Source organism: Salmonella sp. 2020_1459, assembly GCF_043847915.1.
GTDB classification, from domain to species: domain Bacteria; phylum Pseudomonadota; class Gammaproteobacteria; order Enterobacterales; family Enterobacteriaceae; genus Salmonella; species Salmonella enterica.
In genome coordinates, this window is record NZ_JBCMFA010000002.1 from 584,014 (window position 1) to 609,381 (window position 25,368).

The following is a 25,368-nucleotide window of genomic DNA, read 5'->3' on the forward strand; positions in this document are numbered from 1 at the left end:
AAACTCGTCTCTGTATGCAGGGCAAATGACAAAAAGTGATAATTAATGAGATGTAACACCGCAATTTGATCTGCTATTGCTGCTCCCACTTCTATTCAACCGGGCAGCAAAAAAATGAAACTCAACCTTATTACCGTCAGCCTGGCTACGCTCGTTGCCGCTGGCGCATTCCCGGCCCATGCCGGTCCTCAGGCGCATGTCGTGTGCGGCTATCACCACACGCTGGGCGATGACGCGATTATGATGTTTGGTAAAGCGAATCAGGCGATGTGGCATGACTTTTTTGGCAACACCCACACCGATGCGGTCTCTACCTACCAGACGTTGCGCGCGCAACCCGATACCACCTGTGATAATAAAGCCGACAGCTCCGCTTACTGGGCGCCGTCCATGAAATTACCTGATGGTGAAATCGTAAATCCGGCCTACCAAAAGACCTATTATCAATCCACAAATGTAGCGCAATATCCGCTCCATCCATTCCCGGCCGGGCTGGAGTTACTGGCCGGCGACCATCACGGTACTGGCCCCAGTACCGCAATCACCTTTTTATGTGCCAACGGCAAAGGTTACACCAACAAGGTAGGCGAAATATGCGGCCTGCGTAAAGCGGGCGATGCCGTCCAGTTTAATATCGGGATCGCTTTCCCCAACTGTTGGGATGGCGTCAACCTGAAACCAACCCATAGCCACAATAACGCTATCTATGCCGACCACGGGAAATGTTCCGCAGATTATCCGGTCAAAATCCCAACGGTGAATATGAACATCGCCTGGGTACTCCCGCAGATCTCCTCGCTGGATACGTCCAAAGTGGAATTGTCGATGGACCCGGTAATGCATGGCGAAACCCGGGAAGAGCGCTGGGGAAGTCTTTATACCGCCCATGCCGATTTTATGAATGGCTGGACGGAAGATGGCGCGCAGTTTATGACGGATCTGTGTATGAATCAGGGACTGGATTGCGGCACTACGGTTCCTTACGCCTACAGTAAAGCGGAAGAAAATACCTGGGTAAGCAGCGAAAACGACAAGCCTCATGCCAGCGTCGATACCTTGTACGTACAGGATGACTGGACAAATGGCGGACGCACGCAGCACCCGGAAACGCTCACGCTGGTAAAATTCAAGATCCCGCCCCTGCCTGCCAATATGGACGCTTCGCTATTCAAATACCGTATTCGCCTTTTTGGCGGCAAAACGGAAACGAACGGCGCCGATCAAATTTTCTTTTACCCGACCAGCAGTGACTGGCACGTCAGTACCGTGTCCTGGAACAATAAACCGGCGATCAACTACCGTTCCGATGCCGTGTTATATCTGGACCATTCACATGAGTATCGCATGGTTGATGTCGATAAAGCGGTGCGCAAAGCGCTGGCGGAAGGGAAAACGGAAATATCCTGGTATATCGGCGGCGACCGTCAGGGAAATCACTACGACTTCACGCCAGCGGACTCAAAACAGAGCCTGGTGCTGATGCTGACCGGTTTCAAAAAGACGCCGGAGCTGTAATAGTAAACTGTGCCCGCTGACGCAACAGCGGGCACGATGGCGGCACAAGTATTACGGCACGCCATCAAAACCCGACCAATACCTCAGAAAAACAACCGTTTATTCTCAGGCTGTAGTCCCTGTTGCTGCTGAACATCCTGCAGATAACAGGTCGCTACGACGGCAAGCCGGGCATAGAAGGCGCTAACGGTATTGCGTTGCAGCAATTCCAGATAGCGGAATCCCCAGGGCAGCAGATGCGCCTCCAGTAACCGGTTGGCCGCCACGTTGTCGCCTCGTGCCAGCAGATCGCTACAGGCCAATAGCATCAGGCCAAACTGATCTTCCGGCTCGCGTTCACGGTCAGTGAATACCATTCCCAGCGACTGTAAAAAAGCTCGATAATCGGCGGTGGTTTCCCCCATCAGCAAATTATCTTTTTCCAGATAGACCGATCCCCAGGGCGGGACGGGCATCTTTCCCTGGCCTTCAAACAACACGGAAAATTGCCATGTAAGCGCATCATCATCCGGTAGCAACCATGACGCACACAGTGATTCAATATGTCCGCGATCGCGCCAGGGGTAAAGCTCAGGCAACGTTGGCAAACAATCGAACAACGCTTTCACCTCCGGCCTCTCAGGGGAGTAGTAAAACAGTGCGCCGAGGATACGCGGCAAAACAGCACGGGAAGGCATAGCAATAGCTCCTGAAATATTTCGCCTGATGACGCTACGCTTATCAGGCTTACATGGCATAAACCGGGCAAAAAACTACATTGGCAGCGTCCACAGATTGTAAAACGCAATCCTACCCGCCAACTCCGCCGCGATAACCACCACAGCCGTCATGGCCAGCACCGCAGCGCTCGATTTCAGGCGCGCGCAGACCACCACCCCGACCACGCCCGCCGCCAGCAATATCGCCTGGGCGGTAAACCAGCTATGCTGCGCGGCGGTCAGAGCGCTATCGGCGCTCATCAGCGTCGCCATATAGCCCGGGCGCAGACAAAAGCTCACCAAAATCGCCAACACGCTGACCAGTAGCCCCAGACGGCGCACGCCAAACAATGCCGCCAACGCGCCGCCGCCAATCAACGGCGTCAATATCATCATTGCCGTGGTGTAAGATGAACGCCAGGTCGCCACCGTCGGCAGTTGGTAAATCTGCGGAACGGCGTATAAGAAGACTACTCCGACTATCGCCGCCAACCAGACCAACGCGTTACACAGCGGCGTCGCCCGGTTCAGCAACAAACCGAGCGCCCCCAGCCCGCCGAGCGCCGCAAAAGCCGCCGACAGGACAATCTCGTTACTCATCGGCGAATGTCCGACGCGCAGCAGCATATTCAGCGCACGCAGCGGTTGCCCGACGTGGAAGGTGCCGACAATGACGCCAAGCCCAAACAGGCACATCACCGAGAACAGACCAATAGCCTTGCGCCGCGGCGCGACCAGCCCCATTGCGCCGCCAATCAGCAGCAGAATAAACGCGCCGACCGCGCTCTGGGTAAAGACCGTAAAAAAGACCAGCGGTAACTCATGCATGGCGCACCTCCCGAATGTTCATGATGGCGCCTTCCGTATCGCCCGTGGGTCTCGCTTTCGGATGCGGTTTAATAATGAGGTTAGGATGGGTGAACGACGCCGAAGGCAGCGGCGCGATTTGATTCTCCGTGCCATATTTTGCCCGTAATTCATCGACAGGGCCGAAATCCAGCGCTCGCTGCGGGCAAGAATCCACACAAATAGGGCGCAGATTGTTCTCCAGTCGGTCAAGACAACCGTCGCATTTACGCATCACGTTTGCTTGCGTATCAAACTGCGGCGCGCCGTAGGGGCAGCGCATTTCACAATAGCGACAGCCGACGCATACGCTGTCATCCACCACGACCAGACCATCTTCTTTGCGTTTATGCATCGCCCCGGTCGGACAGCCGGAGACACATACCGGCTCATCGCAATGGTTACAAGCAATAGAGAGGTAGTAGGTAAAGGTGTCGTGATGCCAGCTTTCCCCCTCTTTCACCCAGCTTCCGCCGCCATATTCATAGACGCGGCGCAGTTTCGGACCGACATCCAGATCTTTATTATCCTTGCAGCTTACCTGGCAGGTTTTACAGCCTGAACAGCGCGAGGAGTCAACATAAAAGCCATACTGTTTCATCGTACATCACTCCTTAAGCGCGTTTAATTTCAACCAGATTGGTATGCTGCGGATTGCCTTTCGCCAGCGGCGAAGGATGGTGGCTGGTCAGCGTATTGATACAGCCGCCGACATCAACGCCGTTGCCGTCAAGCCGCGTCCACGCGCCCTGCGGCATCGCCGCCACGCCGGGTAAAATGCGCTGGGTCACTTTACAGGGAAGCTCCACCACGCCGCGGTCATTGAATACATGAACCCGATCGCCGGACTTCAGTTGGCGGGCGCTGGCGTCAATCGGGTTAATCCAGACTTCATCCGGCACCGCCTCATGCAGCATCAGCACATTGCTGTAGGTCGAGTGGGTATGCCCTTTGGTATGGAAGCCGCTTAACTGCAACGGATACTTCGCCGTCAGCGCTTTGTTAAGGTGCGACTCTTTCGCCGGACAAAATTCCGGCAATGCGGGAATTCGCTCGCCTTCTGGCAACGTCCACGCTTGCGCCAGATCCGCCAGCGCCTGGGAGTAAATTTCAATTTTGCCCGACGGCGTGGAGAGTGGATTAGCCTCGGCGTCGGCGCGGAAATCGGCAAACGCAAGGCTCTGCTACTCGGTAGCGATACGCTGGTCAATCACACCCATCTCTTTCGCCACGCTCCACTCCGGCAGGTATGGACGTTTTTCACGGATCTGCTGATAGTGCATCTCCGCCCACTGCGCCTGAGTTCGGCCCTCGGTATATTGCTCGCGCAGTCCAAGATGCCCGGCGATATCCGCGCAGATGTCATACGTGCTGCGCACTTCCCACATCGGTTTAACGGTTTTCTGAATCGCAATCATATAGTTATGCGATCCCGCCGCATAGGAGCTGTCCACCAGGTCTTCCGCCTCAAGATAGCTGGTCTCCGGCAACAGCAGGTCCGCATACATCGCGCTGGGCGTCATATGGTTTTCAATCACGATAATGGTTTCACACAGCGATTCATCCGCGAGAATTTGTCGGGTGCGGTTCGTTTCGCCGTGCTGATTCAGCAAGGTATTACCGGCCTGGTTGAAAAACAGCTTAATCCCGGTTTTTAGCCTGTCCGCGCCTTTCACCCCCATTGTCGTCGCGGTCATTTTCTCCGGATGCTGAATGGCGTCCGTCCACAGATAGCAAGGAATAGAGGTTGTGATCGGATTCTTACCGACAGGCAACAATGGCACGCCATACGGCGTACCGTAAGGCCAGTTGCCATTGTTGGTGCCGGGCCGCCCGAAGTGGCCTGTTAACGCTGGCAGCGTCTGAATAGCACGCACGGTTTGTTCGCCGTTGGCATGACGCTGCGGCCCCCAGCCCTGGCAAATATAGCAGGCGCGCGCCGAGGCGATTTCGCGCGCCAGTTGGCGAATACGCGTTGCCGGAATACCGGTGATATCCGCCGCCCATTCCGGGGTTTTCGCGATACCGTCATCGCCCGTGCCAAGAACATAATCTTTATAGCTGGCGTTAGGCGCAGCCGTGTCCGGCAAGGTGCTACGGTCATAGCCGACGCAATAGCGGTTTACCAGCGCCTCGTCGAGAAGCTGTTCGGTAATCAGCGTATGCGCTATGCCGGCGACTAGCGCGGCGTCCGTGGTTGGGCGAATCGGTAGCCATTCGGCGTGTTCGGTAATCACCGAATCGGTATAGCGCGGATCGATAATAATGACTCGGGCTTTCGAGGTCTCCAGCGCCCGGCGCAGCTCTTCAACCTGACCGCCGCCGGACATCCGCGTTTCTGAGAGATTCAGGCCAAATAGCACCACCAGATCGGAATGCGCGATCTGCGTAAAATGGCTACCGACATAGGTACCATGCATATAGGGCGTTGCCGTCGCGATTTGCGCGGTCGAGTAGGTATTATGGTAATTTAAATAGCCGCCGGTGAGATTTAACAATCGCTTCCAGGCGGGCGATCCCTGCGTATGATAATATGCCCCGGATTGATAATTATAATAAATAGCTTCCCGGCCATATTGTTCGCTAACACGCGTTAATTCCGCCGCAATAAAGGCCGTGGCCTCATCCCATGAAATACGTTTAAATTTTCCTTCGCCGCGTTTTCCCACTCTTTTCATCGGATACTTAATGCGATCCGGGCTATAGACGCGCCAGCGACTGGAACGCCCACGCAGGCAGGGACGAATCTGATGCTCGCCGAATACCGCGTCATCTTTCGCGTCTTCCGGCTCAATACGCACAATGCGATCATTTTTCACGATAACCTTAAGCGGGCATCGACTGCCACAGTTGACCAGACAGGCGCTGTGCCTGACGGTTTCGCCGTTGGCATCCTTCGGTATCGGGGTATCCTACGCCTGGGCAGTGGTAGCAAAAGGCAGCGTAATCGCCTGGCTTAGCGTCACCGCCGCCCCTACTTTTGCAGTAGCGACAATAGCATCACGTCGGGTTATGGTTGTGTTCAGCCATTTTTTTATTTCCATTTTTTATTTCTCACATTGCTTCCATAATTATTAATAATATGTAATGAAAACTAATCATAATAGATTAAATATTTGTGCTGATTGATTGTGATCAAACGCATTCTGAACGTCAGTAAAAATAAAATGTGATACCGCATACGTTATTATAAAAATTAATGAAAAATTATTTTATGTAATTCTGATGAAAATAAATTACCCATCACGGTATCCGGCGATATTAATTAACGACATGACGTTTGCCAGTCGACATGAGCAGGTAGCGCCCCCTGCAAGACTAGACGGGCTTTTCAACACTGGAGCAACATCGCCTATGCCTTTGAATTAGACGCCTCATCAGGGATAATAACCTTACGATTCGTCCGTTCAGGTCCACTATGAAACACTCCCTGCCATGCCGGGCGTTACGCAAACGCCCCATGAAACTCGGCACTACCGTCATTCTGATGGTCAGCGCCGTTTTGTTTTCGGTGCTCGTTGTGGTCCATCTGATCTATTTTTCGCAAATCAGCAGCATGACGCGCGACGCGCTGGCAGATAAAGCGCTGGCGGTGGCTCGCTCGCTGGCGGACTCTCCGGCAATTCGCGAGGGGCTGAAAAAACCGCCTGCGGAAAGCGGCATTCAGCCGCTCGCCGAAGCGGTGAGCCAGCATAATGGCTTTTTGTTTATTGTAGTGACCAATATGCAGGGCATCCGTTATTCACACCCAGAAACGCAGCGAATCGGCCAACCGTTCAAAGGCGATGATATTCTGCTCGCGTTGCAGGGAAAGGAAAACGTTGCCATTAATCGCGGCTTTCTCGCCAAAGCTCTACGCGTTTTCACACCGGTTTATGATGAACGCCACCGGCAGATTGGCGTTGTAGCGATTGGCCTGGAACTCAGTCACGTTACGCAGCAGATCAACAATAGCCGCGGCAGTATTATCTGGTCCATTCTGTTCGGCGCTCTGGTGGGGTTATTAGGCACGTATGCGCTGGTCAAGGTGCTAAAACGTATCCTGTTTGGCCTCGAACCCTATGAGATCTCAACCCTGTTTGAACAACGCCAGGCAATGCTGCAGTCAATCAAAGAGGGCGTTATCGCCGTGGATGATAGCGGCGAAGTCACGTTGATTAACCATGCGGCGCAGGCGCTGCTCGATTATCGAAAAACGCAGGATGACGCCAGATTATCCACCCTGAGTCATGCCTGGTCACAGGTGGTGGACATTAGCGAAGTGTTGCGTGACGGTACGCCGCGCCGCGATGAAGAGATCATCGTCAAAGGCCGCCTGCTGCTGGTGAATACCGTTCCGGTGCGCAGCAACGGCGAAATTATCGGCGCGATATCCACCTTCAGGGATAAAACAGAAGTTCGCCAACTGATGCAGCGGTTGGACGGGATGGTGAACTACGCGGATGCGCTCCGTGAACGATCCCACGAATTCATGAACAAATTACATGTGATTCTGGGATTATTGCACCTGAAGAGTTATAAGCAGCTTGAAGCGTATATTATCAAGACGGCCAATAACTATCAGGAAGAGATCGGTTTGCTGCTAGGTAAAATAAAGTCGCCGATTATCGCTGGCTTTTTGCTCAGTAAGATTACTCGTGCCTCTGATTTCGGGCACAGCCTGGTGATAAGCAGCGACAGCCAGTTACCGGATAATAACAATGAAGATCAGGTTACGGTGCTGATTACGGCGCTGGGTAATTTGATTGAAAACGCTCTGGAAGCGTTGAGCCAGGAATCCGGCGGCGAAATCAGCGTCTCGTTACACTACCGTCATGGCTGGCTGCATTGCGAAGTGAGCGATGACGGTCCGGGTATCGAACCTGAGCGCATCGAGGCGATTTTTGAAAAAGGCGTCTCGTCGAAAGGCGCCGAACGCGGCGTCGGTTTAGCGCTGGTTAAACAGCAGGTTGAAGCACTTGGCGGCGTAATTTCCGTGGAGTCCGAGCCTGGGATCTTCACACAATTTTTTGTACAGTTACCCTGGGATGGAAAAAGGACCAGCCTATGATCAATGTATTAATTGTCGATGACGATGCGATGGTCGCGGAGTTAAATCGCCGCTATGTCGCGCAAATCTCCGGTTTTCATTGTTGTGGAACCGCTTCGACGCTGGAAAAAGCGAAAGAGTTTATCTTCAACAGTGAAAATCACATTGACCTAATCCTGCTGGATATCTATATGCAGCAGGAAAACGGATTGGATCTGCTGCCTGTCCTGCACAGCGCAGGCTGCAAAAGCGACGTTATTGTCATTTCTTCTGCCGCTGACGCCGCCACCATTAAAGATTCGCTTCACTACGGCGTGGTGGATTATCTGATCAAGCCTTTTCAGGCCACGCGCTTTGAAGAAGCGTTGACCGGCTGGCTACGTAAGAAAACGGCGATGGAAAAACGCCAGTATTACGAACAGTCTGAGCTTGACCTGCTCATTCACGGTAATTCATCCAGCGAGCAGGAGCCTCGTCGGCTACCAAAAGGGCTGACGCAGCAAACGCTACGCACCTTATGTCAGTGGATTGATGCGCATCAGGAGCAGGAATTTTCTACCGACGAGTTGGCCAACGAAGTGAATATCTCGCGCGTCTCCTGCCGTAAATATCTCATCTGGCTGGTGAATTGCCATATCTTGTTTACCAGTATTCATTACGGCGTGACCGGCAGGCCGGTTTACCGCTACCGCGTTCAGCCGGAACATTACTCTTTACTGAAACAATATTGTCAGTAAGGATACCGCATAAAGCCGACGCGAAGCGTTATATCCTGGTAACATTTATTATAACAATGCCAATAAAAACGCTATCACATTAATAACAAACCTGGGAAATTGTGTCAGATCAAATATACTCAACCCAGGCCTGTTAACGTTATTTTCTATTATTACAGCGCTCTGCGCTGTTTTTAATTTCAAAACGCTAACAAAAGTTAATTAAGTATTATCCCATGCCGAGAGTGTGTATTTTTATTAAAAAAGGGATTTGTCCGGAATTTTCCTGACACTTAAATAAAATTATGTTTGTAGCAATGGAGCTTGTGCTACGCCTATGGACAATACGTATATTGGTGAGCAGATACGCGTCTCCACACGCCATACTAATAATTTAAAAAAATGGCGTGACAATGATCACATAAGTCACATTCTGTTCGCTTTATCTCGTGATTTACCTGATGGCGAGACACAAAAATTAAAGAATAAACGCCTGTTTTTAAAACAGACAAATCATAATTTACTGCTCTCGCTGACTCCACCTGCCCATCGCCAGAGGGTACTCCCCTCTGAACATCACCATCGCAAGAAAATAATTACTTAAAGCAACTCTGTAAAAAGCTTAATCGTTAATCGTCGCCACTGGCGCATTGAATATTCGCCATTTCCTGATGTTCATTCACACAAATCAGAAGATGGCTGTGATCCATTTATCAAAATTGACTGGGTTTATCGCGAGGATAAATAAAAATGTTATTTAGTATACAGCTTCTCATAATATTAATATGTCTGTTTTATGGTGCCCGAAAGGGCGGGATCGCGCTCGGGTTGTTGGGCGGTATCGGTCTGGTCATTCTGGTGTTTGTTTTCCATCTCCAGCCAGGTAAACCGCCCGTTGACGTAATGCTGGTCATTATCGCGGTAGTCGCCGCGTCGGCAACGTTGCAGGCGTCAGGCGGGCTGGATGTGATGTTGCAGATTGCCGAAAAGCTGCTGCGCCGCAACCCCAAATACGTCTCTATTGTGGCGCCGTTCGTCACCTGTACCCTGACGATTCTGTGTGGGACAGGCCACGTGGTCTACACCATTTTGCCGATTATCTATGACGTGGCGATCAAGAATAATATCCGTCCGGAACGTCCAATGGCGGCCAGTTCTATCGGCGCGCAAATGGGCATCATCGCCAGTCCGGTTTCCGTCGCCGTGGTTTCTCTGGTAGCGATGCTGGGCAACGTGACATTTGACGGAAAACATCTGGAGTTCCTCGATCTGCTGTCGATCACCATCCCGTCTACCCTGCTCGGTATCCTGGCAATCGGTATTTTTAGTTGGTTCCGCGGTAAAGATCTGGATAAAGACGAAGCGTTTCAGAAATTTATTTCCGTACCGGAAAACCGTCAGTACGTGTACGGCGATACCGCGACGCTGCTGGATAAAAAACTGCCGAAAAGCAACTGGCTGGCGATGTGGATCTTCCTGGCGGCGATTGCCGTGGTCGCTCTCCTGGGCGCGGACTCCGACTTACGTCCAACCTTCGGCGGCAAACCGTTGTCGATGGTGCTGGTCATTCAGATGTTCATGCTGCTGACCGGGGCGCTCATTATCATCCTGACCAAAACCAATCCTGCGTCTATCTCAAAAAACGAAGTTTTTCGTTCCGGTATGATTGCGATTGTCGCGGTATACGGGATCGCCTGGATGGCGGAAACCATGTTCGGCGCGCATATGTCGGAAATTCAGGGCGTGCTGGGCGAAATGGTCAAAGAGTATCCGTGGGCCTATGCCATCGTTCTGCTGCTGGTCTCCAAGTTTGTTAACTCCCAGGCCGCGGCGCTGGCGGCGATTGTTCCCGTCGCGCTGGCTATCGGTGTCGATCCGGCGTATATCGTGGCCTCTGCGCCGGCATGTTATGGCTACTATATCCTGCCGACCTACCCAAGCGATCTGGCGGCGATTCAGTTTGACCGTTCCGGCACAACCCGTATTGGCCGCTTCGTCATTAACCACAGCTTCATTCTGCCGGGTTTGATTGGCGTGAGCGTCTCCTGCGTCTTTGGCTGGATCTTTGCCGCAATGTACGGATTCCTGTAATGGCCGCGCGCGCCGCCCGGTTATGCGCGGCGCGCGACTTAGAGCCTGGCCCGTGAGGCTCTTAATACATTTTCTTACTATTAGGCTGGAAGCACATGTCGAAAAAAGAGTTTATCTATCAGGCGCCTTTCCCGATGGGAGAGGACAAAACAGAGTATTATCTGCTCACCTCCGATTATGTCAGCGTCAGTGAATTCAACGGAGAATCTATCCTCAACGTTGAGCCGCAGGCGTTAACGTTGCTGGCTCAGCAGGCCTTCCATGATGCGTCTTTTATGCTCCGTCCTGAACACCAGCAGCAAGTCGCCGCCATTCTCAATGACCCCGAAGCCAGCGAAAACGACAAATATGTGGCGTTGCAATTCCTGAGAAACTCCGAGATCGCCGCCAAAGGCATTCTGCCGACCTGCCAGGATACCGGCACGGCGATTATCATGGGTAAAAAAGGCCAACGCGTCTGGACGGGCGGCGGCGATGAAGCCGCGCTCTCCAAAGGCGTGTTTAATACCTATATCGAAGATAACCTGCGCTACTCGCAGAACGCACCGCTGGATATGTACAAAGAGGTCAATACCGGCAGCAACCTGCCAGCGCAAATCGATCTCTATGCCGTCGATGGCGACGAGTACAAGTTCCTTTGCGTGGCGAAAGGCGGCGGTTCAGCAAACAAAACGTATCTCTATCAGGAAACCAAAGCGCTGCTCACCCCAGGCAAGCTGAAAAACTTCCTCGTTGAGAAAATGCGCACGCTGGGCACCGCGGCCTGTCCGCCATACCATATCGCCTTTGTCATTGGCGGCACCTCGGCGGAAAGCACGCTGAAAACCGTTAAGCTCGCCAGCACCCACTATTACGACGCGCTGCCGACGGAAGGTAACGAGCACGGCCAGGCATTCCGCGATCTCCACCTGGAACAGGAACTGCTGGAAGAAGCGCAAAAACTTGGCCTCGGCGCCCAGTTCGGCGGGAAATATTTCGCCCACGATATTCGCGTCATTCGCCTGCCGCGTCACGGCGCTTCCTGTCCGGTGGGGATGGGCGTCTCCTGCTCGGCCGACCGTAACATCAAAGCGAAAATCAACCGCGAAGGCATCTGGATCGAAAAACTGGAACACAATCCGGGCCAGTATATTCCGCCAGCGCTGCGTCAGGCGGGCGAAGGCGACGCGGTGAAAGTCGATCTCAACCGTCCGATGAAAGAGATCCTCGCCCAGCTATCGCAGTACCCGGTCTCGACTCGTCTGTCGCTGACGGGCACCATTATCGTAGGTCGCGATATCGCCCACGCGAAGCTAAAAGAGCGTATTGAATCCGGCGAAGACCTGCCGCAGTATATTAAAGACCATCCCATCTATTACGCAGGTCCGGCAAAAACCCCGGCAGGTTATCCATCTGGCTCATTAGGCCCCACCACCGCAGGCCGAATGGACTCTTATGTCGATCTACTGCAATCCCACGGCGGCAGTATGATCATGCTGGCGAAAGGCAACCGTAGTCAGCAGGTCACGGATGCCTGTAAAAAACATGGCGGCTTTTATTTGGGCAGTATCGGCGGCCCGGCGGCGGTACTGGCACAGCAGAGCATTAAGCATCTGGAGTGTGTCGAATATCCGGAACTCGGCATGGAAGCTATCTGGAAAATTGAAGTAGAAGATTTCCCGGCCTTTATCCTGGTGGATGACAAAGGCAACGATTTCTTCCAGCAGATTGTCAGCAAACAGTGCGCTAACTGCGCGAAATAACCTGGCAGGCCCGGCGTTCTCCCGGGCCGCGTTATCGGTTAATTGCCGGATGGCGCTACGCTTATCCGGCTTATCCGGCCTGCACGAGAGAACATGCTCACGCTTTTACATCGCTGGTCGCTACCACAGAAATCGCCGGGCTATCCGGCTGTTCGACGAATGGCGGCGTTTTCCGGTATTTATCCAGCAGGTGGATCTGAATCTTGCGCAGCATGTCGCCATTCAAACGGTAGTAGCGGAAGTAGAGAACCAACGTCATCATGAAAAACAGTACCGGCAGGACAATCATAATAAACTGCATCCCCTGCAGGGTTTGCGCAGACTGCGCCACGTTCGGCGTGTAGCCAATCAGCCCCAGCACCAGAGCGATAAAGAACGCCGCAAACGCCGAGCCGCCCTTCACAACCATCGTCTGTACGGAATAAGCGATACTCTCGCAGCGAATATTGAGCTTAAATTCCCCATAATCGACCGTATCCGCCACCATGATTACCTGAAGCACCCAAAAGAGCGCGGTCCCGATATTCAGGAAAATACCCGCCGCCACGATTAAAGCGGCATTATGGACATCCGCCAACGCCATCGCGAAGAGCCCTGCGCAACTCAGAACGGGCATCACGGAGGCGCCCGCCCACAATATCCGCCGCGATAACATTTTCACCAGCCGGGGGAAGACAATCAGCGTCAGCAGATTCGCCGCGCCGGCGTAAGAAAGGTAATAGGGAAAAAGATCGGCATCGCCAATCACATAGGTGAAGTAGTAGATCGCAAAGCCATTGATAATATTGGAGGCAATGTTATACGCCAGCGCCATTCCCAACAGGCAAGAGAGCTGATCGTTTTTGTATATCAATCCAACGATCGTTTTTAACGTCAGATGTGGGCGGCCCGCCGTTACACCGTTGTCGGAGGAGTACACCTCATGGACGTTGCGTAATGTCACGATAGTCGAGGCGATAAAGAACGCAATCAGCACCAGCGTAAACATCTGAAAGCCGAACCCACGATCCGCCCCGCCAACGTAGTTCACAAACGGCAGCGTTATACCGGCAGTGACGAAGCCAGCCAGACTGGCGAAGAAACGCGGGAACGGCACCAGTTGTTCGCGTTCTCGCTTATCAAGCGTAATAGTCGGCACCAGCGACCAAAATGGGATATCCATAATGGTATACGTCATGCCCCACAGGATGTAGGTTACGCAGACAAATACAACCTGCGCGGTTTCCTCAAAAAGATGGGCGCTGAACAGCAGGAAAAGCACCAGCGAATTGGTTAAGGTGCCGATCAATATCCACGGCTTAAATTTCCCCCACCGCGAACGCGTGGCGTTGACAATCCAGCCCATGATGGGATCGTTTATCGCATCCCAGATTCGCGCGACCAGAAAGAGGGTGCCGACGAGGCCGACCGAGAGTCCCACCACATCGGTGTAGTAATACATCAGGTACATATACACAATGCCGATGGCGAAATCCTTACCAAACGCACCGAACCCGTAACTCAGCTTTGTTGTCAGAGAGATGCTCATAGGGTACCGGGTCGCTGTTACCAGCGCCCGCCTTCTGTTAGTAGAGGTTAAACGCCGGATCTGCCGTCCAGCGCGGCTGGAGATTAACGGCGTAACCAGGCCGGAAGCCAGTCGCCATGCGCGGCGATCAGATCGTCAACCAACGCATAGATTTCTTCGATACCCAGCACCGCCGCGGTATGAGGGTCCATCATCGCCGCGTGATACACGCGATCGCGGTTTTCCGTGAGGATGGCTTCGGTCAACAGCGTTTGCACGTTGATGTTGGTCTGCATCATCGCCGCCAGATGAGAAGGGATCGTCCCCACCTTCGTCGGTTGAATGCCGTTGGCATCCACCAGACAAGCCACTTCCACGCAGCTTCCCTGCGGCAGGTTATCAATCAGCCCCTCATTACGCACATTGCCGTAAATCACGCTCGGCTCGCCGGTCCACAGAGCGTTCATAATGGTGCTGGCGTACTCGCGGGACGGTTTGATGTCGATACGCTCGGCGGTTTTATACTCCTCCAGCTCTTTATGCCAGTTCGCCAGTTGTTCTACGCAGCGTTTCGGATATTCATCCAGCGGCACCTTGTAGCGCGCAATCAGATCCTCGCGTCCCGGTTTAATAAACCACGGCGTGTACTCGGCAAAATGCTCTGATGACTCGGTGACGAAGTAGCCCAACTTTTTGAACATCTCATAGCGCACAATGTTCTGGCAGCGTTCATTGCCGTGAATATTGGGCTTCGGCGCCTGTCCGGCGTCATAGGCCGCCAGCAATTCAGGATAGAGATCGACATAAGTCCCGTCAGCCGTTTTGCGCTCCAGTTCGAGGTAAAACGCCATGTGGTTAATGCCGGCGCAGCGGTAGCGCAGCGAGGCGGGATCGATATTCAGGTCGCGCGCCAGTTCTTCCGCCGTTCCCTGTACCGAATGGCACAGGCCGACCTGTTTGATATGCGGATAGCGGGCATACATCGCCCAGGTATTCATCGCCATCGGGTTGACGTAATTGAGCATGGTGGCCTTCGGACAGACTTCCGTCATGTCTTCGCAAATCCGCCACAGATGCGGGATGGTCCGCAGCGCGCGCATAATGCCGCCCGGCCCCAGCGTATCGGCGATCGTCTGTTCCAGGCCATGACGCTTACAAACCTCAAAATCGGTCACGGTGCAGGGTTCATAGCCGCCAATCTGAAAGGCGACCACCACGAAATCCGCATCCTGTAGCGCCGCTTTCTGGTTGGTATGGCAGGTAATCCGGCCAGAAGCGCCCGCTGAGTCCATCAGTTTCCGTACCACAATATGCGACTCTTCCAGCCGGGTTTCGTCAATATCCATCAGGGCGACATGCGCTGACTTTAGCGCCTCGCGGTGAAACACATCGCCGAGGATATTTTTGACGAAAATCGTAGAACCTGCGCCGATAAAGGTAATTTTGGGTGCCGTCATCATGACTCTCCAGAACAGTAGTGAACACCTTCATGGTGGCACGCGTTCCCGGTGAAAACCTCCGTCTTCCCCGATGAGCATTCCCGAAAACTCAGATCGTATGCTGACACGCGGAAGATCTGAGTTTTTGGGACAAAATGGCGTAAAAAGCAGAGTATTCGGCCTGATAGTCAGGCTACGCTCTACAATATCGACGGATTCTGTGTCCGGATTCCCGGTTTCCTCCCGGCTAAAGGGGCATAATTCTGATAATTCAGGAAATGGAGTGACGATGAGTACGCAAGCAATATCCCTCCTCCCGCCCGACCCGCACATGTGCAACGGCGATGAAAAGCAAACCCGTAGCCCGCTGTCGCTCTATTCCGAATATCAACGACTGGACGTTGAACTGAGGCCGCCGCACAGAATGGCCAGCAGTCACTGGCATGGGCAAGTAGAAGTGAATGTTCCGTTTGACGGCGATGTGGAGTATTTAATCAACAATGAAGTCGTGCAGATAAAGCAGGGGCATATCACCCTGTTTTGGGCCTGTACGCCACACCAGCTTACCCGCCCCGGCAACTGCCGCCAGATGGCGATTTTCAGTTTGCCGATGCACCTGTTTCTCTCCTGGCCGCTGGATCGCGATCTTATCAACCATGTCACGCACGGGATGGTGGTTAAATCACTGGCGACCCAGCAGCTTAGCACCTTTGAAGTGTTGCGCTGGCAGCAGGAAACAAGCAGCCCGAATGAGCAAATTCGCCAGTTGGCGATCGATGAAATCGGCCTGATGCTTAAACGCTTTAGCCTTTCCGGCTGGCAGCCCATTTTGCTCAATAAAACATCACGCACCCACAAGAATAGCGTCTCACGCCATGCGCAGTTTTACGTAAGCCAGATGCTGGGATTTATTGCCGATAACTACGATCAGGCGCTCACCATTAACGACGTCGCGGAGCATGTCAAACTCAATGCTAATTACGCGATGGGAATATTCCAGCGGGTTATGCAATTGACGATGAAGCAGTACATCACGGCGATGCGCATCAATCACGTACGTGCCTTATTGAGCGATACTGACAAAACGATCCTCGATGTCGCTCTGACTGCCGGGTTCCGATCCAGCAGCCGTTTTTACAGTACTTTTAGCAAATTTGTCGGTATGTCGCCGCAACAATACCGCAAGCTAAGCCAGCAACGACGCCAGACGATGCCCGGCTAAAGCCGGATACCACTATCAGCCAAAAAAATAATTCACCTGTCGATAAACGGCGGGTGAAATCGCTCGCTATCAATAATTAACCCATTGTTTATTAAACAATAATATCAATAACTGACCATTATTCCATCACTTTACACCCCCTATTTGACGGGGTAATACTTGCCCACGTCACATTCATACGGCGGGTCGGCAAGGCGTAAATTGCACGGCCTCCACAACCGGGTAAAAGATGATGAAAGTATTAATTGTTGAAAGTGAGTTTCTGCATCAGGACACCTGGGTTGGCAACGCGGTTGAGCGTCTGGCGGATGCCTTGAGCCAACAAAATGTTACCGTCATTAAATCGACATCCTTCGATGACGGCTATGCCATCTTGTCCGCGAACGAAGCCATTGACTGTCTGATGTTTAGCTACCAAATGGAACAACCGGATGAGCACCTGAGCGTCAGGCAATTGATCGGTAAGCTTCACGAGCGTCAGCAAAACGTGCCCGTTTTCCTGTTAGGCGACAGGGAAAAAGCGACGGCATCGCTGGACCGCGACCTGCTGGAGCTTGTCGATGAATTCGCCTGGATTCTGGAAGACACCGCTGACTTTATCGCCGGACGCGCCGTTGCCGCCATGACCCGGTATCGCCAGCAACTGTTACCGCCGCTGTTTAACGCGTTGATGAAATACAGCGACATTCATGAATATTCATGGGCGGCGCCGGGACACCAGGGCGGCGTCGGTTTCACTAAAACGCCTGCCGGTCGCTTTTATCACGATTATTATGGCGAAAACCTGTTCCGCAGCGATATGGGGATTGAGCGTACCACGCTCGGTTCACTCCTCGACCATACCGGCGCGTTTGGCGAAAGCGAGAAAAATGCCGCCCGCGTATTCGGTGCTGACCGCTCCTGGTCCGTGGTTGTCGGGACCTCCGGTTCTAACCGTACTATTATGCAGGCCTGTATGACGGATAATGATGTCGTTGTACTGGATCGTAACTGCCATAAATCCATCGAGCAGGGGCTGATCCTCACTGGGGCCAAACCGGTATATATGGTGCCAAGCCGTAACCGTTACGGCATTATCGGGCCAATCTACCCGCAGGAAATGCAGCCTGAAACCTTGCAGAAAAAAATCAGCGCCAGCCCGCTGACCAAAACCAAAGCCGGACAGAAACCGTCTTACAGCGTGGTGACCAACTGTACCTATGACGGCGTATGCTATAACGCCAAAGAGGCGCAGGATCTGCTGGCAAAAACCAGCGATCGCATTCACTTCGACGAAGCATGGTACGGCTATGCGCGCTTCAACCCGATTTATTGCGATCACTACGCGATGCGCGGCGAGCCAGGCGACCATAACGGTCCGACCGTGTTTGCCACCCACTCCACGCACAAACTACTGAATGCGCTTTCACAAGCTTCCTACATTCACGTCCGTGAAGGCCGTGGCGCGGTGAATTTCTCCCGCTTCAACCAGGCCTATATGATGCATGCCACCACCTCTCCGTTATATGCCATCTGCGCATCCAACGATGTGGCGGTATCGATGATGGACGGTAACAGCGGCCTGTCCCTGACTCAAGAGGTGATTGACGAAGCGGTTGATTTCCGTCAGGCGATGGCGCGTCTTTATAAAGAGTTTACCGATGAAGGCGACTGGTTCTTTAAACCGTGGAATAAGGACGTCGTCACCGATCCACAAACCGGTAAAACGTATGACTTCGCCGACGCGCCGGCAAAACTGCTAGCCACTGACCAGAACTGCTGGGTCATGCGCCCCGGGGAAACCTGGCACGGCTTTAAAGACCTGCCGGATAACTGGAGTATGCTGGACCCGATTAAAGTCAGTATTCTGACGCCGGGTATGGGCGACGATGGCGAACTGGAAGCATCCGGCGTACCTGCTGCGCTGGTCACAGCATGGCTTGGCCGCCACGGTATCGTGCCGACCCGCACCACCGACTTTCAGATTATGTTCCTGTTCTCTATGGGGGTAACTCGCGGGAAATGGGGAACGCTGATCAACACGCTGTGCTCCTTCAAACATCATTACGACGCGAATACGCCGCTGGCGCAGGTGATGCCGGAACTGGTGCAGGATTATCCTGACACTTACGCGAACATGGGTATTCATGACCTGGGCGATAAAATGTTTGCCTGGCTACGTGAAAATAACCCGGGCGCCCGTCTCAACGCCGCCTATTCCACCCTGCCGGTTGCGGAGATTACCCCGCGCGACGCCTACAACGCGATCGTGAACGACAATATTGAAATGGTGGCGATTGAAAATCTACCGGGTCGCATTGCGGCGAACTCCGTTATTCCTTACCCGCCAGGCATCCCGATGCTGCTCTCCGGTGAAAACTTTGGCGATGAAAACAGTCCGCAGGTGGGTTACTTACGCTCACTGCAATCCTGGGATCATCACTTCCCTGGCTTTGAGCATGAAACCGAAGGCACGGAAATTATTGATGGCGTATATCACGTTATGTGCGTGAAAGCCTAATCACAAAGAGTCTTTTTTTTGAGGATGGCATGTATTCCCTGAGTATTGCTGCAAAACAATAATACTGTCATACCTTTTTGCGCGGGCCCCATCCCGCGCTTTTTTTATACAAAAATGACAAGTTTCCACTCGCGTACAACTTTTTGTACACCCTAATTCATCGTACAAATATTGTAATATTATTCAGGAAAGTTATTTTAGTGCAGTTTCAATTCATCACACAATTGACTCAGTCCCCGTTATCTCTCCCGTTTGGCGAGATCCGGTCTTTTATGTTCATATTCCAGGAGTTCGGGTATGAGGATTTGCAGCAACGAGCCTTGCATAGTGTTATTAACCGAAAAAGATACATGGTTACGAGTAAATGGTAAGGAGCCAATCAGTTTAAAAGCGAATCATATGGCCATTCTGGCTTGTGAAAATAACGTTATTGACATTTCATCATTAAATAGCGTGCTAGTAATACAAGTGAGTCGCAATAATATTAAAGACTATTTACAATTCCTGAATAAAGATCTCTCACACCTTCCCGTCTGGCAACGCAACGCCGATCCCTTATTGACCGCCACTGTCTGACGCCGGATATCTTCAGGGTCGCCGCCCGCTACAGCGCGATGGAAGCACCGGATGAAATTGTTAGTGAACGTACCCGTGCGCTCCTTTTTACCGTTTTATCCCGCTTTCTTGACCACAAAAAATTTATTTCTTTGTTAATGCACATGCTGCGCAGCCGCATCAGTGACAGCGTTTACCACATCATTCAGAGCGATATTCATAAAGACTGGAATCTGAGCGCCGTTGCCAGCTGCCTGTGCCTGAGTCCAAGCTTGTTAAAGAAAAAGCTCAAAAACGAGAATACCAGTTATAGCCAAATAATCACGACCTGCCGAATGCGTTATGCCGTAAACCAATTATTAATGGACGGAAAGAATATCTCTCAAGTCTCACAGCTGTGTGGGTATAACAGCACATCATACTTTATTTCCGTGTTTAAAGAGTTTTATGGTATGACCCCCCTGCATTATGTTAGCCAACATCGGGAACGATCGGCTGCCTAATTTTTCTACACTCAACGATAAGACACGATAATAACAGCATTGGCGATAACCCGTCTCCGACATAATTCAGCGGCATTCTGAGGGGGTATGATACGACGTAATTTATCGTAACGAAGTCACCTTTTCAGGAGTCCAAATTATGTCTTCGGATGCTGATGCTCACAAAGTGGGCCTAATCCCCGTCACCTTAATGGTATCGGGGAATATTATGGGTTCAGGGGTATTCTTACTCCCTGCCAACCTGGCGGCCACTGGCGGGATTGCAATCTACGGATGGCTGGTCACTATCATCGGCGCCCTGGCGCTGTCGATGGTTTATGCCAAAATGTCGTCCTTAGATCCCAGTCCCGGCGGTTCCTATGCCTACGCACGCCGCTGCTTCGGGCCGTTTTTGGGCTATCAAACGAACGTGCTGTACTGGCTGGCATGCTGGATCGGTAATATCGCGATGGTCGTTATCGGCGTCGGCTATCTGAGCTATTTCTTCCCGATTCTGAAAGATCCGCTGGTATTAACGCTTACCTGCGTCGCGGTGCTGTGGATTTTTGTTCTGCTGAACATCGTCGGGCCGAAAATGATTACCCGCGTACAGGCCGTCGCCACCGTACTGGCGCTGGTGCCTATCGTAGGGATTGCGGTCTTCGGCTGGTTCTGGTTTAAAGGCGAAACCTATATGGCGGCCTGGAACGTGAGCGGCATGAATACCTTCGGGGCGATACAAAGCACGTTGAACGTCACGCTATGGTCATTCATCGGGGTAGAAAGCGCCTCCGTTGCGGCCGGTGTGGTCAAAAACCCGAAACGCAACGTGCCTATCGCCACCATCGGCGGGGTACTGATCGCCGCCGTCTGCTATGTGCTCTCCACAACGGCGATTATGGGGATGATCCCCAACGCGGCGCTGCGTGTGTCGGCATCGCCTTTCGGTGACGCGGCGCGTATGGCGCTGGGCGATACCGCAGGGGCTATTGTTTCCTTCTGTGCGGCAGCAGGTTGCCTGGGCTCTCTCGGCGGCTGGACGCTGCTTGCCGGTCAAACCGCAAAAGCGGCGGCGGACGATGGTCTCTTCCCGCCGATCTTCGCGCGGGTTAATAAAGCCGGTACGCCAGTGGCTGGGTTGCTTATCGTCGGCGTGCTGATGACTATCTTCCAGTTCAGCAGTATGTCGCCGAACGCCGCGAAAGAGTTTGGTCTGGTCTCCTCCGTGTCGGTTATCTTCACCCTGGTGCCTTATCTTTACACCTGTGCCGCGCTGTTGCTGTTGGGCCACGGTCACTTTGGTAAAGCGCGCCCGCTGTATCTGCTGATCACCTTCGTCGCGTTTGTGTATTGCATCTGGGCGGTCATCGGTTCCGGCGCCAAAGAAGTGATGTGGTCGTTCGTCACGTTGATGGTGATCACCGCGCTGTATGCGTTGAACTACAACCGTATTCACAAAAACCCGTATCCGCTGGATGCGCCGGTTAAACAGGATTGACCACGTGTAGTTAATGTTATCGCAACAGGCCGGATAGCGCAGGTTATCCGGCCACCTCCAACATTAAGTTCTTAAGGTTCACTTAATTTTACTTTGTCACGATTAGCGTCACCGAATCGATGGACGCATCAACATGTTAAAGCGCTTTCTTAAAAGACCTGTTCTTGGGCAAATCGCCTGGCTTCTGCTTTTTTCCTTTTATATTGCCGTCTGCCTGAACATTGCGTTCTACAAGCAGGTACTACAAGACCTACCGTTAAACTCGCCGCGCAATGTGCTGGTGTTTATTTCCATGCCGGTCGTCGCGTTTAGCGTGGTCAATAGTGTGCTGACGCTGGCCTCATTTATTTGGCTAAACCGACTGCTGGCCTGCGTTTTTATTCTGGTCGGCGCTGCCGCGCAGTATTTTATTTTGACTTACGGCATCATCATCGATCGCTCCATGATCGCCAATATGATGGATACCACGCCCGCGGAAACCTTTGCGCTGATGACGCCGCAAATGGTGCTGACGCTGGGATTAAGCGGCGTTCTGGCAGCCGTGATTGCCTTCTGGGTCAAAATCCGCCCGGCGACGCCGCGCTTACGTAGCGGGCTTTACCGCCTGGCCAGCGTCCTGATCTCTATTTTATTAGTTATTCTGGTCGCCGCCTTTTTCTATAAAGATTACGCCTCGCTATTTCGAAATAATAAACAGTTGATCAAATCGTTAAGCCCATCGAACAGTATTGTCGCCAGTTGGTCATGGTATTCGCATCAACGGCTGGCGAATTTGCCGCTGGTACGCATTGGCGAGGATGCCCATCGCAATCCATTAATGCTGAAAGGCGATCGCAAAAACCTGACGATTCTCATCGTTGGCGAAACCTCGCGCGGCGATGATTTCTCTCTTGGCGGCTATCCGCGCGACACCAATCCGCGGCTGGCGAAAGACGATGTGATCTATTTCCCGCATACCACCTCTTGCGGTACGGCGACCGCGATCTCCGTTCCCTGCATGTTTTCTGATATGCCGCGCAAACATTATGACGAAGAGCTGGCGCATCACCAGGAAGGGCTACTGGATATTATCCAGCGCGCGGGGATTAACGTACTGTGGAATGATAATGACGGCGGCTGTAAAGGCGCATGCGATCGCGTTCCGCATCAAAATGTCACCGAGCTAAACCTGCCCGGACAATGTATCGACGGCGAGTGCTACGATGAAGTGTTATTTCACGGTCTGGAAGACTATATCGACCATTTGAAAGGCGATGGCGTTATTGTATTACATACCATCGGCAGCCACGGCCCAACCTATTACAACCGTTATCCACCGCAGTTTAAAAAATTTACCCCAACCTGTGACACGAACGAAATTCAGAACTGTTCCCAACAGCAGTTGATCAACACCTATGATAATACCGTGCTGTACGTGGACTATATTGTAGATAAAGCCATTAACCTGCTGAAATCTCATCAGGATAAATTCACCACCAGCCTGGTCTATCTTTCCGATCACGGCGAATCATTGGGTGAAAATGGCGTTTATTTACACGGTCTGCCGTATTCCATTGCGCCGGATACGCAAAAACATGTCCCGATGCTCATTTGGCTTTCTAAAGATTATCAACAGCGTTATCAGGTGGATCAGGCCTGCCTGCAAAAACGGGCGAGCACGCTGGATTATTCACAGGACAATCTTTTCTCAACCATGCTGGGATTAACCGGCGTACAAACGACGTATTACCAGGCCGCAGATGATATTCTGCAACCGTGCAGGAGACTAAGCGAATGAAGATACTGATTGTTGAAGACGACACGCTATTATTACAGGGGTTAATACTCGCCGCGCAAACCGAAGGCTATGCGTGTGATGGCGTTTCGACAGCGCGTGCCGCCGAGCATAGTCTGGAGTCTGGTCATTACAGTCTGATGGTGCTGGATTTAGGGCTGCCCGATGAGGATGGCCTGCATTTCTTGACGCGAATCCGACAGAAAAAATATACCCTGCCGGTACTCATTCTGACCGCCCGCGATACGCTCAATGACCGCATTACCGGGCTGGATGTCGGCGCAGATGATTATCTGGTTAAACCCTTCGCCCTGGAGGAGTTGCACGCCCGCATCCGCGCGCTGCTGCGCCGCCATAATAACCAGGGTGAAAGTGAACTGACGGTTGGCAATCTGACGCTCAATATAGGCCGCCATCAGGCATGGAGGGATGGACAGGAACTGACCCTGACGCCTAAGGAGTACGCGTTGCTCTCACGGTTGATGCTCAAGGCAGGCAGTCCGGTGCACCGGGAAATTCTTTATAACGATATCTACAACTGGGATAACGAACCCTCGACCAACACTCTGGAAGTGCATATACATAATTTGCGCGACAAAGTCGGCAAGTCGCGCATTCGCACGGTTCGCGGGTTTGGCTACATGCTGGTTGCCACTGAGGAAAGCTAAGTGAGCCTGATGCGTTTTCAGCGAAGAGCGATGACCCTTCGCCAGCGTTTAATGCTGACAATTGGTCTTATTCTGCTGGTGTTCCAGTTAATCAGTACCTTCTGGTTATGGCATGAAAGCACTGAGCAAATCCAATTGTTCGAGCAGGCGCTGCGGGATAATCGCAACAACGATCGCCATATCATGCACGAAATTCGCGAGGCGGTCGCCAGCCTGATCGTCCCCGGCGTATTTATGGTTAGCCTGACGCTGCTAATTTGTTACCAGGCGGTACGGCGTATTACCCGTCCGCTCGCCGAACTGCAAAAAGAGCTGGAAGCGCGGACGGCGGATAATCTGGCGCCGATCGCCATTCACAGCTCCACGCTTGAGATTGAGTCCGTCGTCTCGGCGATCAATCAACTGGTTACGCGTTTGACCACCACGCTCGACAATGAACGCCTTTTTACCGCCGATGTGGCCCATGAGCTACGCACGCCGCTGTCGGGGGTGCGTTTGCACCTGGAATTATTGTCAAAAACCCACAATGTTGATGTCGCGCCGCTTATCGCCCGTCTTGACCAGATGATGGATAGCGTCTCCCAGCTTCTGCAACTGGCGCGCGTGGGCCAGTCATTCTCTTCCGGGAATTATCAGGAAGTAAAACTGCTGGAAGATGTGATCCTCCCCTCCTACGATGAGCTGAACACCATGCTGGAAACGCGCCAGCAAACTCTGTTGCTGCCGGAAAGCGCGGCGGACGTGGTGGTGCGCGGTGATGCGACGTTACTGCGTATGCTGTTGCGAAATCTGGTGGAAAACGCGCATCGCTATAGCCCTGAAGGAACCCATATCACTATCCACATTAGCGCCGACCCCGACGCTATTATGGCGGTCGAAGACGAGGGGCCGGGTATTGATGAAAGCAAATGCGGGAAGCTAAGCGAAGCGTTCGTGCGGATGGACAGCCGTTATGGCGGAATTGGCCTGGGGCTGAGTATCGTCAGCCGCATCACCCAGCTACATCAGGGACAGTTTTTCCTGCAAAACCGTACGGAAAGAACAGGCACCCGTGCCTGGGTGCTGTTGAAAAAGGCATAACAGGCG

The 25,368-nt window shown here is 52.6% G+C and carries 17 protein-coding genes and 2 pseudogenes; 13 read left to right on the forward strand and 6 right to left on the reverse strand.

Annotated elements, in window-relative coordinates; all coding sequences use genetic code 11:
* Positions 1 to 114: 114 nt before the first annotated feature.
* The gene (locus ACH0VJ_RS07820; protein ID WP_000773792.1) at positions 115 to 1,515 is read left to right on the forward strand and encodes a DUF1996 domain-containing protein; all 1,401 of its coding nucleotides are present in this window, start codon (positions 115 to 117) and stop codon (positions 1,513 to 1,515) included.
* An 83-nt stretch (positions 1,516 to 1,598) separates the two neighbouring features.
* Here the strand turns inward: ACH0VJ_RS07820 and ACH0VJ_RS07825 are convergent, their stop codons facing one another.
* The 4 genes and pseudogenes from ACH0VJ_RS07825 to ACH0VJ_RS07840 all read right to left on the reverse strand — a co-directional run bounded on the left by ACH0VJ_RS07825 (position 1,599) and on the right by ACH0VJ_RS07840 (position 6,103).
* The gene (locus ACH0VJ_RS07825; RefSeq protein WP_024133365.1) at positions 1,599 to 2,192 is read right to left on the reverse strand and encodes a molecular chaperone; all 594 of its coding nucleotides are present in this window, start codon (positions 2,190 to 2,192) and stop codon (positions 1,599 to 1,601) included.
* 75 nt (positions 2,193 to 2,267) lie between these two features.
* Complete coding sequence (locus ACH0VJ_RS07830; RefSeq protein ID WP_000544929.1) at positions 2,268 to 3,041, reverse strand: DmsC/YnfH family molybdoenzyme membrane anchor subunit; 774 nt, start codon at positions 3,039 to 3,041, stop codon at positions 2,268 to 2,270.
* Complete coding sequence (locus ACH0VJ_RS07835) at positions 3,034 to 3,660, reverse strand: DMSO/selenate family reductase complex B subunit (RefSeq protein ID WP_000816143.1); 627 nt, start codon at positions 3,658 to 3,660, stop codon at positions 3,034 to 3,036. Before ACH0VJ_RS07835 ends, ACH0VJ_RS07830 begins: the two co-directional genes overlap by 8 nt.
* A 13-nt stretch (positions 3,661 to 3,673) precedes the next feature.
* A pseudogene (locus ACH0VJ_RS07840) lies at positions 3,674 to 6,103 on the reverse strand (DMSO/selenate family reductase complex A subunit).
* Between the two features lie 374 nt (positions 6,104 to 6,477).
* Here ACH0VJ_RS07840 and ACH0VJ_RS07845 point away from each other — a divergent pair.
* The 5 genes from ACH0VJ_RS07845 to fumA all read left to right on the forward strand — a co-directional run bounded on the left by ACH0VJ_RS07845 (position 6,478) and on the right by fumA (position 12,637).
* Positions 6,478 to 8,109, forward strand: coding sequence for a sensor histidine kinase (locus ACH0VJ_RS07845; protein WP_000682894.1), 1,632 nt, complete (start codon positions 6,478 to 6,480; stop codon positions 8,107 to 8,109).
* Positions 8,106 to 8,825, forward strand: a complete 720-nt coding sequence (gene dcuR / locus ACH0VJ_RS07850; RefSeq protein WP_000611307.1) for a two-component system response regulator DcuR — start codon at positions 8,106 to 8,108, stop codon at positions 8,823 to 8,825. Before ACH0VJ_RS07845 ends, dcuR begins: the two co-directional genes overlap by 4 nt.
* Positions 8,826 to 9,141: 316 nt before the next feature.
* Complete coding sequence (locus tag ACH0VJ_RS07855; protein WP_001530565.1) at positions 9,142 to 9,408, forward strand: hypothetical protein; 267 nt, start codon at positions 9,142 to 9,144, stop codon at positions 9,406 to 9,408.
* A 146-nt stretch (positions 9,409 to 9,554) separates the two neighbouring features.
* Entirely contained in the window at positions 9,555 to 10,895 is a 1,341-nt protein-coding gene (gene dcuB / locus ACH0VJ_RS07860; protein ID WP_000899149.1) for an anaerobic C4-dicarboxylate transporter DcuB, read from the forward strand.
* Positions 10,896 to 10,990: 95 nt separating this feature from the next.
* Complete coding sequence (gene fumA / locus ACH0VJ_RS07865) at positions 10,991 to 12,637, forward strand: class I fumarate hydratase FumA (RefSeq protein WP_000037205.1); 1,647 nt, start codon at positions 10,991 to 10,993, stop codon at positions 12,635 to 12,637.
* 97 nt (positions 12,638 to 12,734) lie between these two features.
* Here the strand turns inward: fumA and melB are convergent, their stop codons facing one another.
* Both melB and melA read right to left on the reverse strand, forming a co-directional pair.
* Positions 12,735 to 14,165 carry a melibiose:sodium transporter MelB gene (gene melB, locus ACH0VJ_RS07870; protein WP_000028064.1) on the reverse strand — a complete coding sequence of 477 codons (1,431 nt, stop codon included), beginning with the start codon at positions 14,163 to 14,165 and terminating at the stop codon, positions 12,735 to 12,737.
* Positions 14,166 to 14,248: 83 nt separating this feature from the next.
* Complete coding sequence (melA, locus tag ACH0VJ_RS07875; protein WP_001527488.1) at positions 14,249 to 15,604, reverse strand: alpha-galactosidase; 1,356 nt, start codon at positions 15,602 to 15,604, stop codon at positions 14,249 to 14,251.
* A 268-nt stretch (positions 15,605 to 15,872) separates the two neighbouring features.
* Between melA and melR the strand changes: the two genes are divergently transcribed.
* The 7 genes and pseudogenes from melR (at position 15,873) to pmrB (ending at position 25,362) form a co-directional block, all read left to right on the forward strand.
* On the forward strand, positions 15,873 to 16,805 hold the full coding sequence (gene melR / locus ACH0VJ_RS07880) for a transcriptional regulator MelR (protein ID WP_000106992.1): 933 nt from the start codon (positions 15,873 to 15,875) through the stop codon (positions 16,803 to 16,805).
* Between the two features lie 232 nt (positions 16,806 to 17,037).
* Positions 17,038 to 19,305, forward strand: a complete 2,268-nt coding sequence (adiA, locus tag ACH0VJ_RS07885; protein ID WP_094301175.1) for an arginine decarboxylase — start codon at positions 17,038 to 17,040, stop codon at positions 19,303 to 19,305.
* Positions 19,306 to 19,602: 297 nt separating this feature from the next.
* A pseudogene (locus tag ACH0VJ_RS07890) lies at positions 19,603 to 20,363 on the forward strand (AraC family transcriptional regulator).
* A gap of 139 nt (positions 20,364 to 20,502) precedes the next feature.
* Positions 20,503 to 21,840, forward strand: coding sequence for an arginine/agmatine antiporter (gene adiC / locus ACH0VJ_RS07895; protein ID WP_000093130.1), 1,338 nt, complete (start codon positions 20,503 to 20,505; stop codon positions 21,838 to 21,840).
* Positions 21,841 to 21,973: 133 nt separating this feature from the next.
* Positions 21,974 to 23,617: a phosphoethanolamine transferase EptA gene (gene eptA / locus ACH0VJ_RS07900; protein WP_000919309.1), complete on the forward strand. Its 1,644-nt coding sequence runs from the start codon at positions 21,974 to 21,976 to the stop codon at positions 23,615 to 23,617.
* A complete protein-coding gene (gene pmrA / locus ACH0VJ_RS07905; RefSeq protein ID WP_000697899.1) occupies positions 23,614 to 24,282 on the forward strand; it encodes a two-component system response regulator PmrA in 669 nt (222 codons plus the stop codon). The genes eptA and pmrA overlap by 4 nt, the downstream gene beginning before the upstream one ends.
* A gap of 9 nt (positions 24,283 to 24,291) precedes the next feature.
* On the forward strand, positions 24,292 to 25,362 hold the full coding sequence (pmrB, locus tag ACH0VJ_RS07910; protein ID WP_001212189.1) for a two-component system sensor histidine kinase PmrB: 1,071 nt from the start codon (positions 24,292 to 24,294) through the stop codon (positions 25,360 to 25,362).
* The last annotated feature ends 6 nt before the right edge of the window (positions 25,363 to 25,368 follow it).

Coding starts and splice junctions, on each gene's coding strand:
- ACH0VJ_RS07820 (WP_000773792.1), top strand. CDS start 115: ATGAAACTCAACCTTATTACCGTCAGCCTGGCTACGCTCGTTGCCGCT.
- adiA (WP_094301175.1), top strand. CDS start 17,038: ATGAAAGTATTAATTGTTGAAAGTGAGTTTCTGCATCAGGACACCTGG.
- pmrB (WP_001212189.1), top strand. CDS start 24,292: ATGCGTTTTCAGCGAAGAGCGATGACCCTTCGCCAGCGTTTAATGCTG.
- ACH0VJ_RS07830 (WP_000544929.1), bottom strand. CDS start 3,041: ATGCATGAGTTACCGCTGGTCTTTTTTACGGTCTTTACCCAGAGCGCG.
- fumA (WP_000037205.1), top strand. CDS start 10,991: ATGTCGAAAAAAGAGTTTATCTATCAGGCGCCTTTCCCGATGGGAGAG.
- dcuR (WP_000611307.1), top strand. CDS start 8,106: ATGATCAATGTATTAATTGTCGATGACGATGCGATGGTCGCGGAGTTA.
- melB (WP_000028064.1), bottom strand. CDS start 14,165: ATGAGCATCTCTCTGACAACAAAGCTGAGTTACGGGTTCGGTGCGTTT.
- ACH0VJ_RS07845 (WP_000682894.1), top strand. CDS start 6,478: ATGAAACACTCCCTGCCATGCCGGGCGTTACGCAAACGCCCCATGAAA.
- ACH0VJ_RS07825 (WP_024133365.1), bottom strand. CDS start 2,192: ATGCCTTCCCGTGCTGTTTTGCCGCGTATCCTCGGCGCACTGTTTTAC.
- pmrA (WP_000697899.1), top strand. CDS start 23,614: ATGAAGATACTGATTGTTGAAGACGACACGCTATTATTACAGGGGTTA.
- melA (WP_001527488.1), bottom strand. CDS start 15,604: ATGATGACGGCACCCAAAATTACCTTTATCGGCGCAGGTTCTACGATT.
- eptA (WP_000919309.1), top strand. CDS start 21,974: ATGTTAAAGCGCTTTCTTAAAAGACCTGTTCTTGGGCAAATCGCCTGG.
- ACH0VJ_RS07835 (WP_000816143.1), bottom strand. CDS start 3,660: ATGAAACAGTATGGCTTTTATGTTGACTCCTCGCGCTGTTCAGGCTGT.
- adiC (WP_000093130.1), top strand. CDS start 20,503: ATGTCTTCGGATGCTGATGCTCACAAAGTGGGCCTAATCCCCGTCACC.
- ACH0VJ_RS07855 (WP_001530565.1), top strand. CDS start 9,142: ATGGACAATACGTATATTGGTGAGCAGATACGCGTCTCCACACGCCAT.
- dcuB (WP_000899149.1), top strand. CDS start 9,555: ATGTTATTTAGTATACAGCTTCTCATAATATTAATATGTCTGTTTTAT.
- melR (WP_000106992.1), top strand. CDS start 15,873: ATGAGTACGCAAGCAATATCCCTCCTCCCGCCCGACCCGCACATGTGC.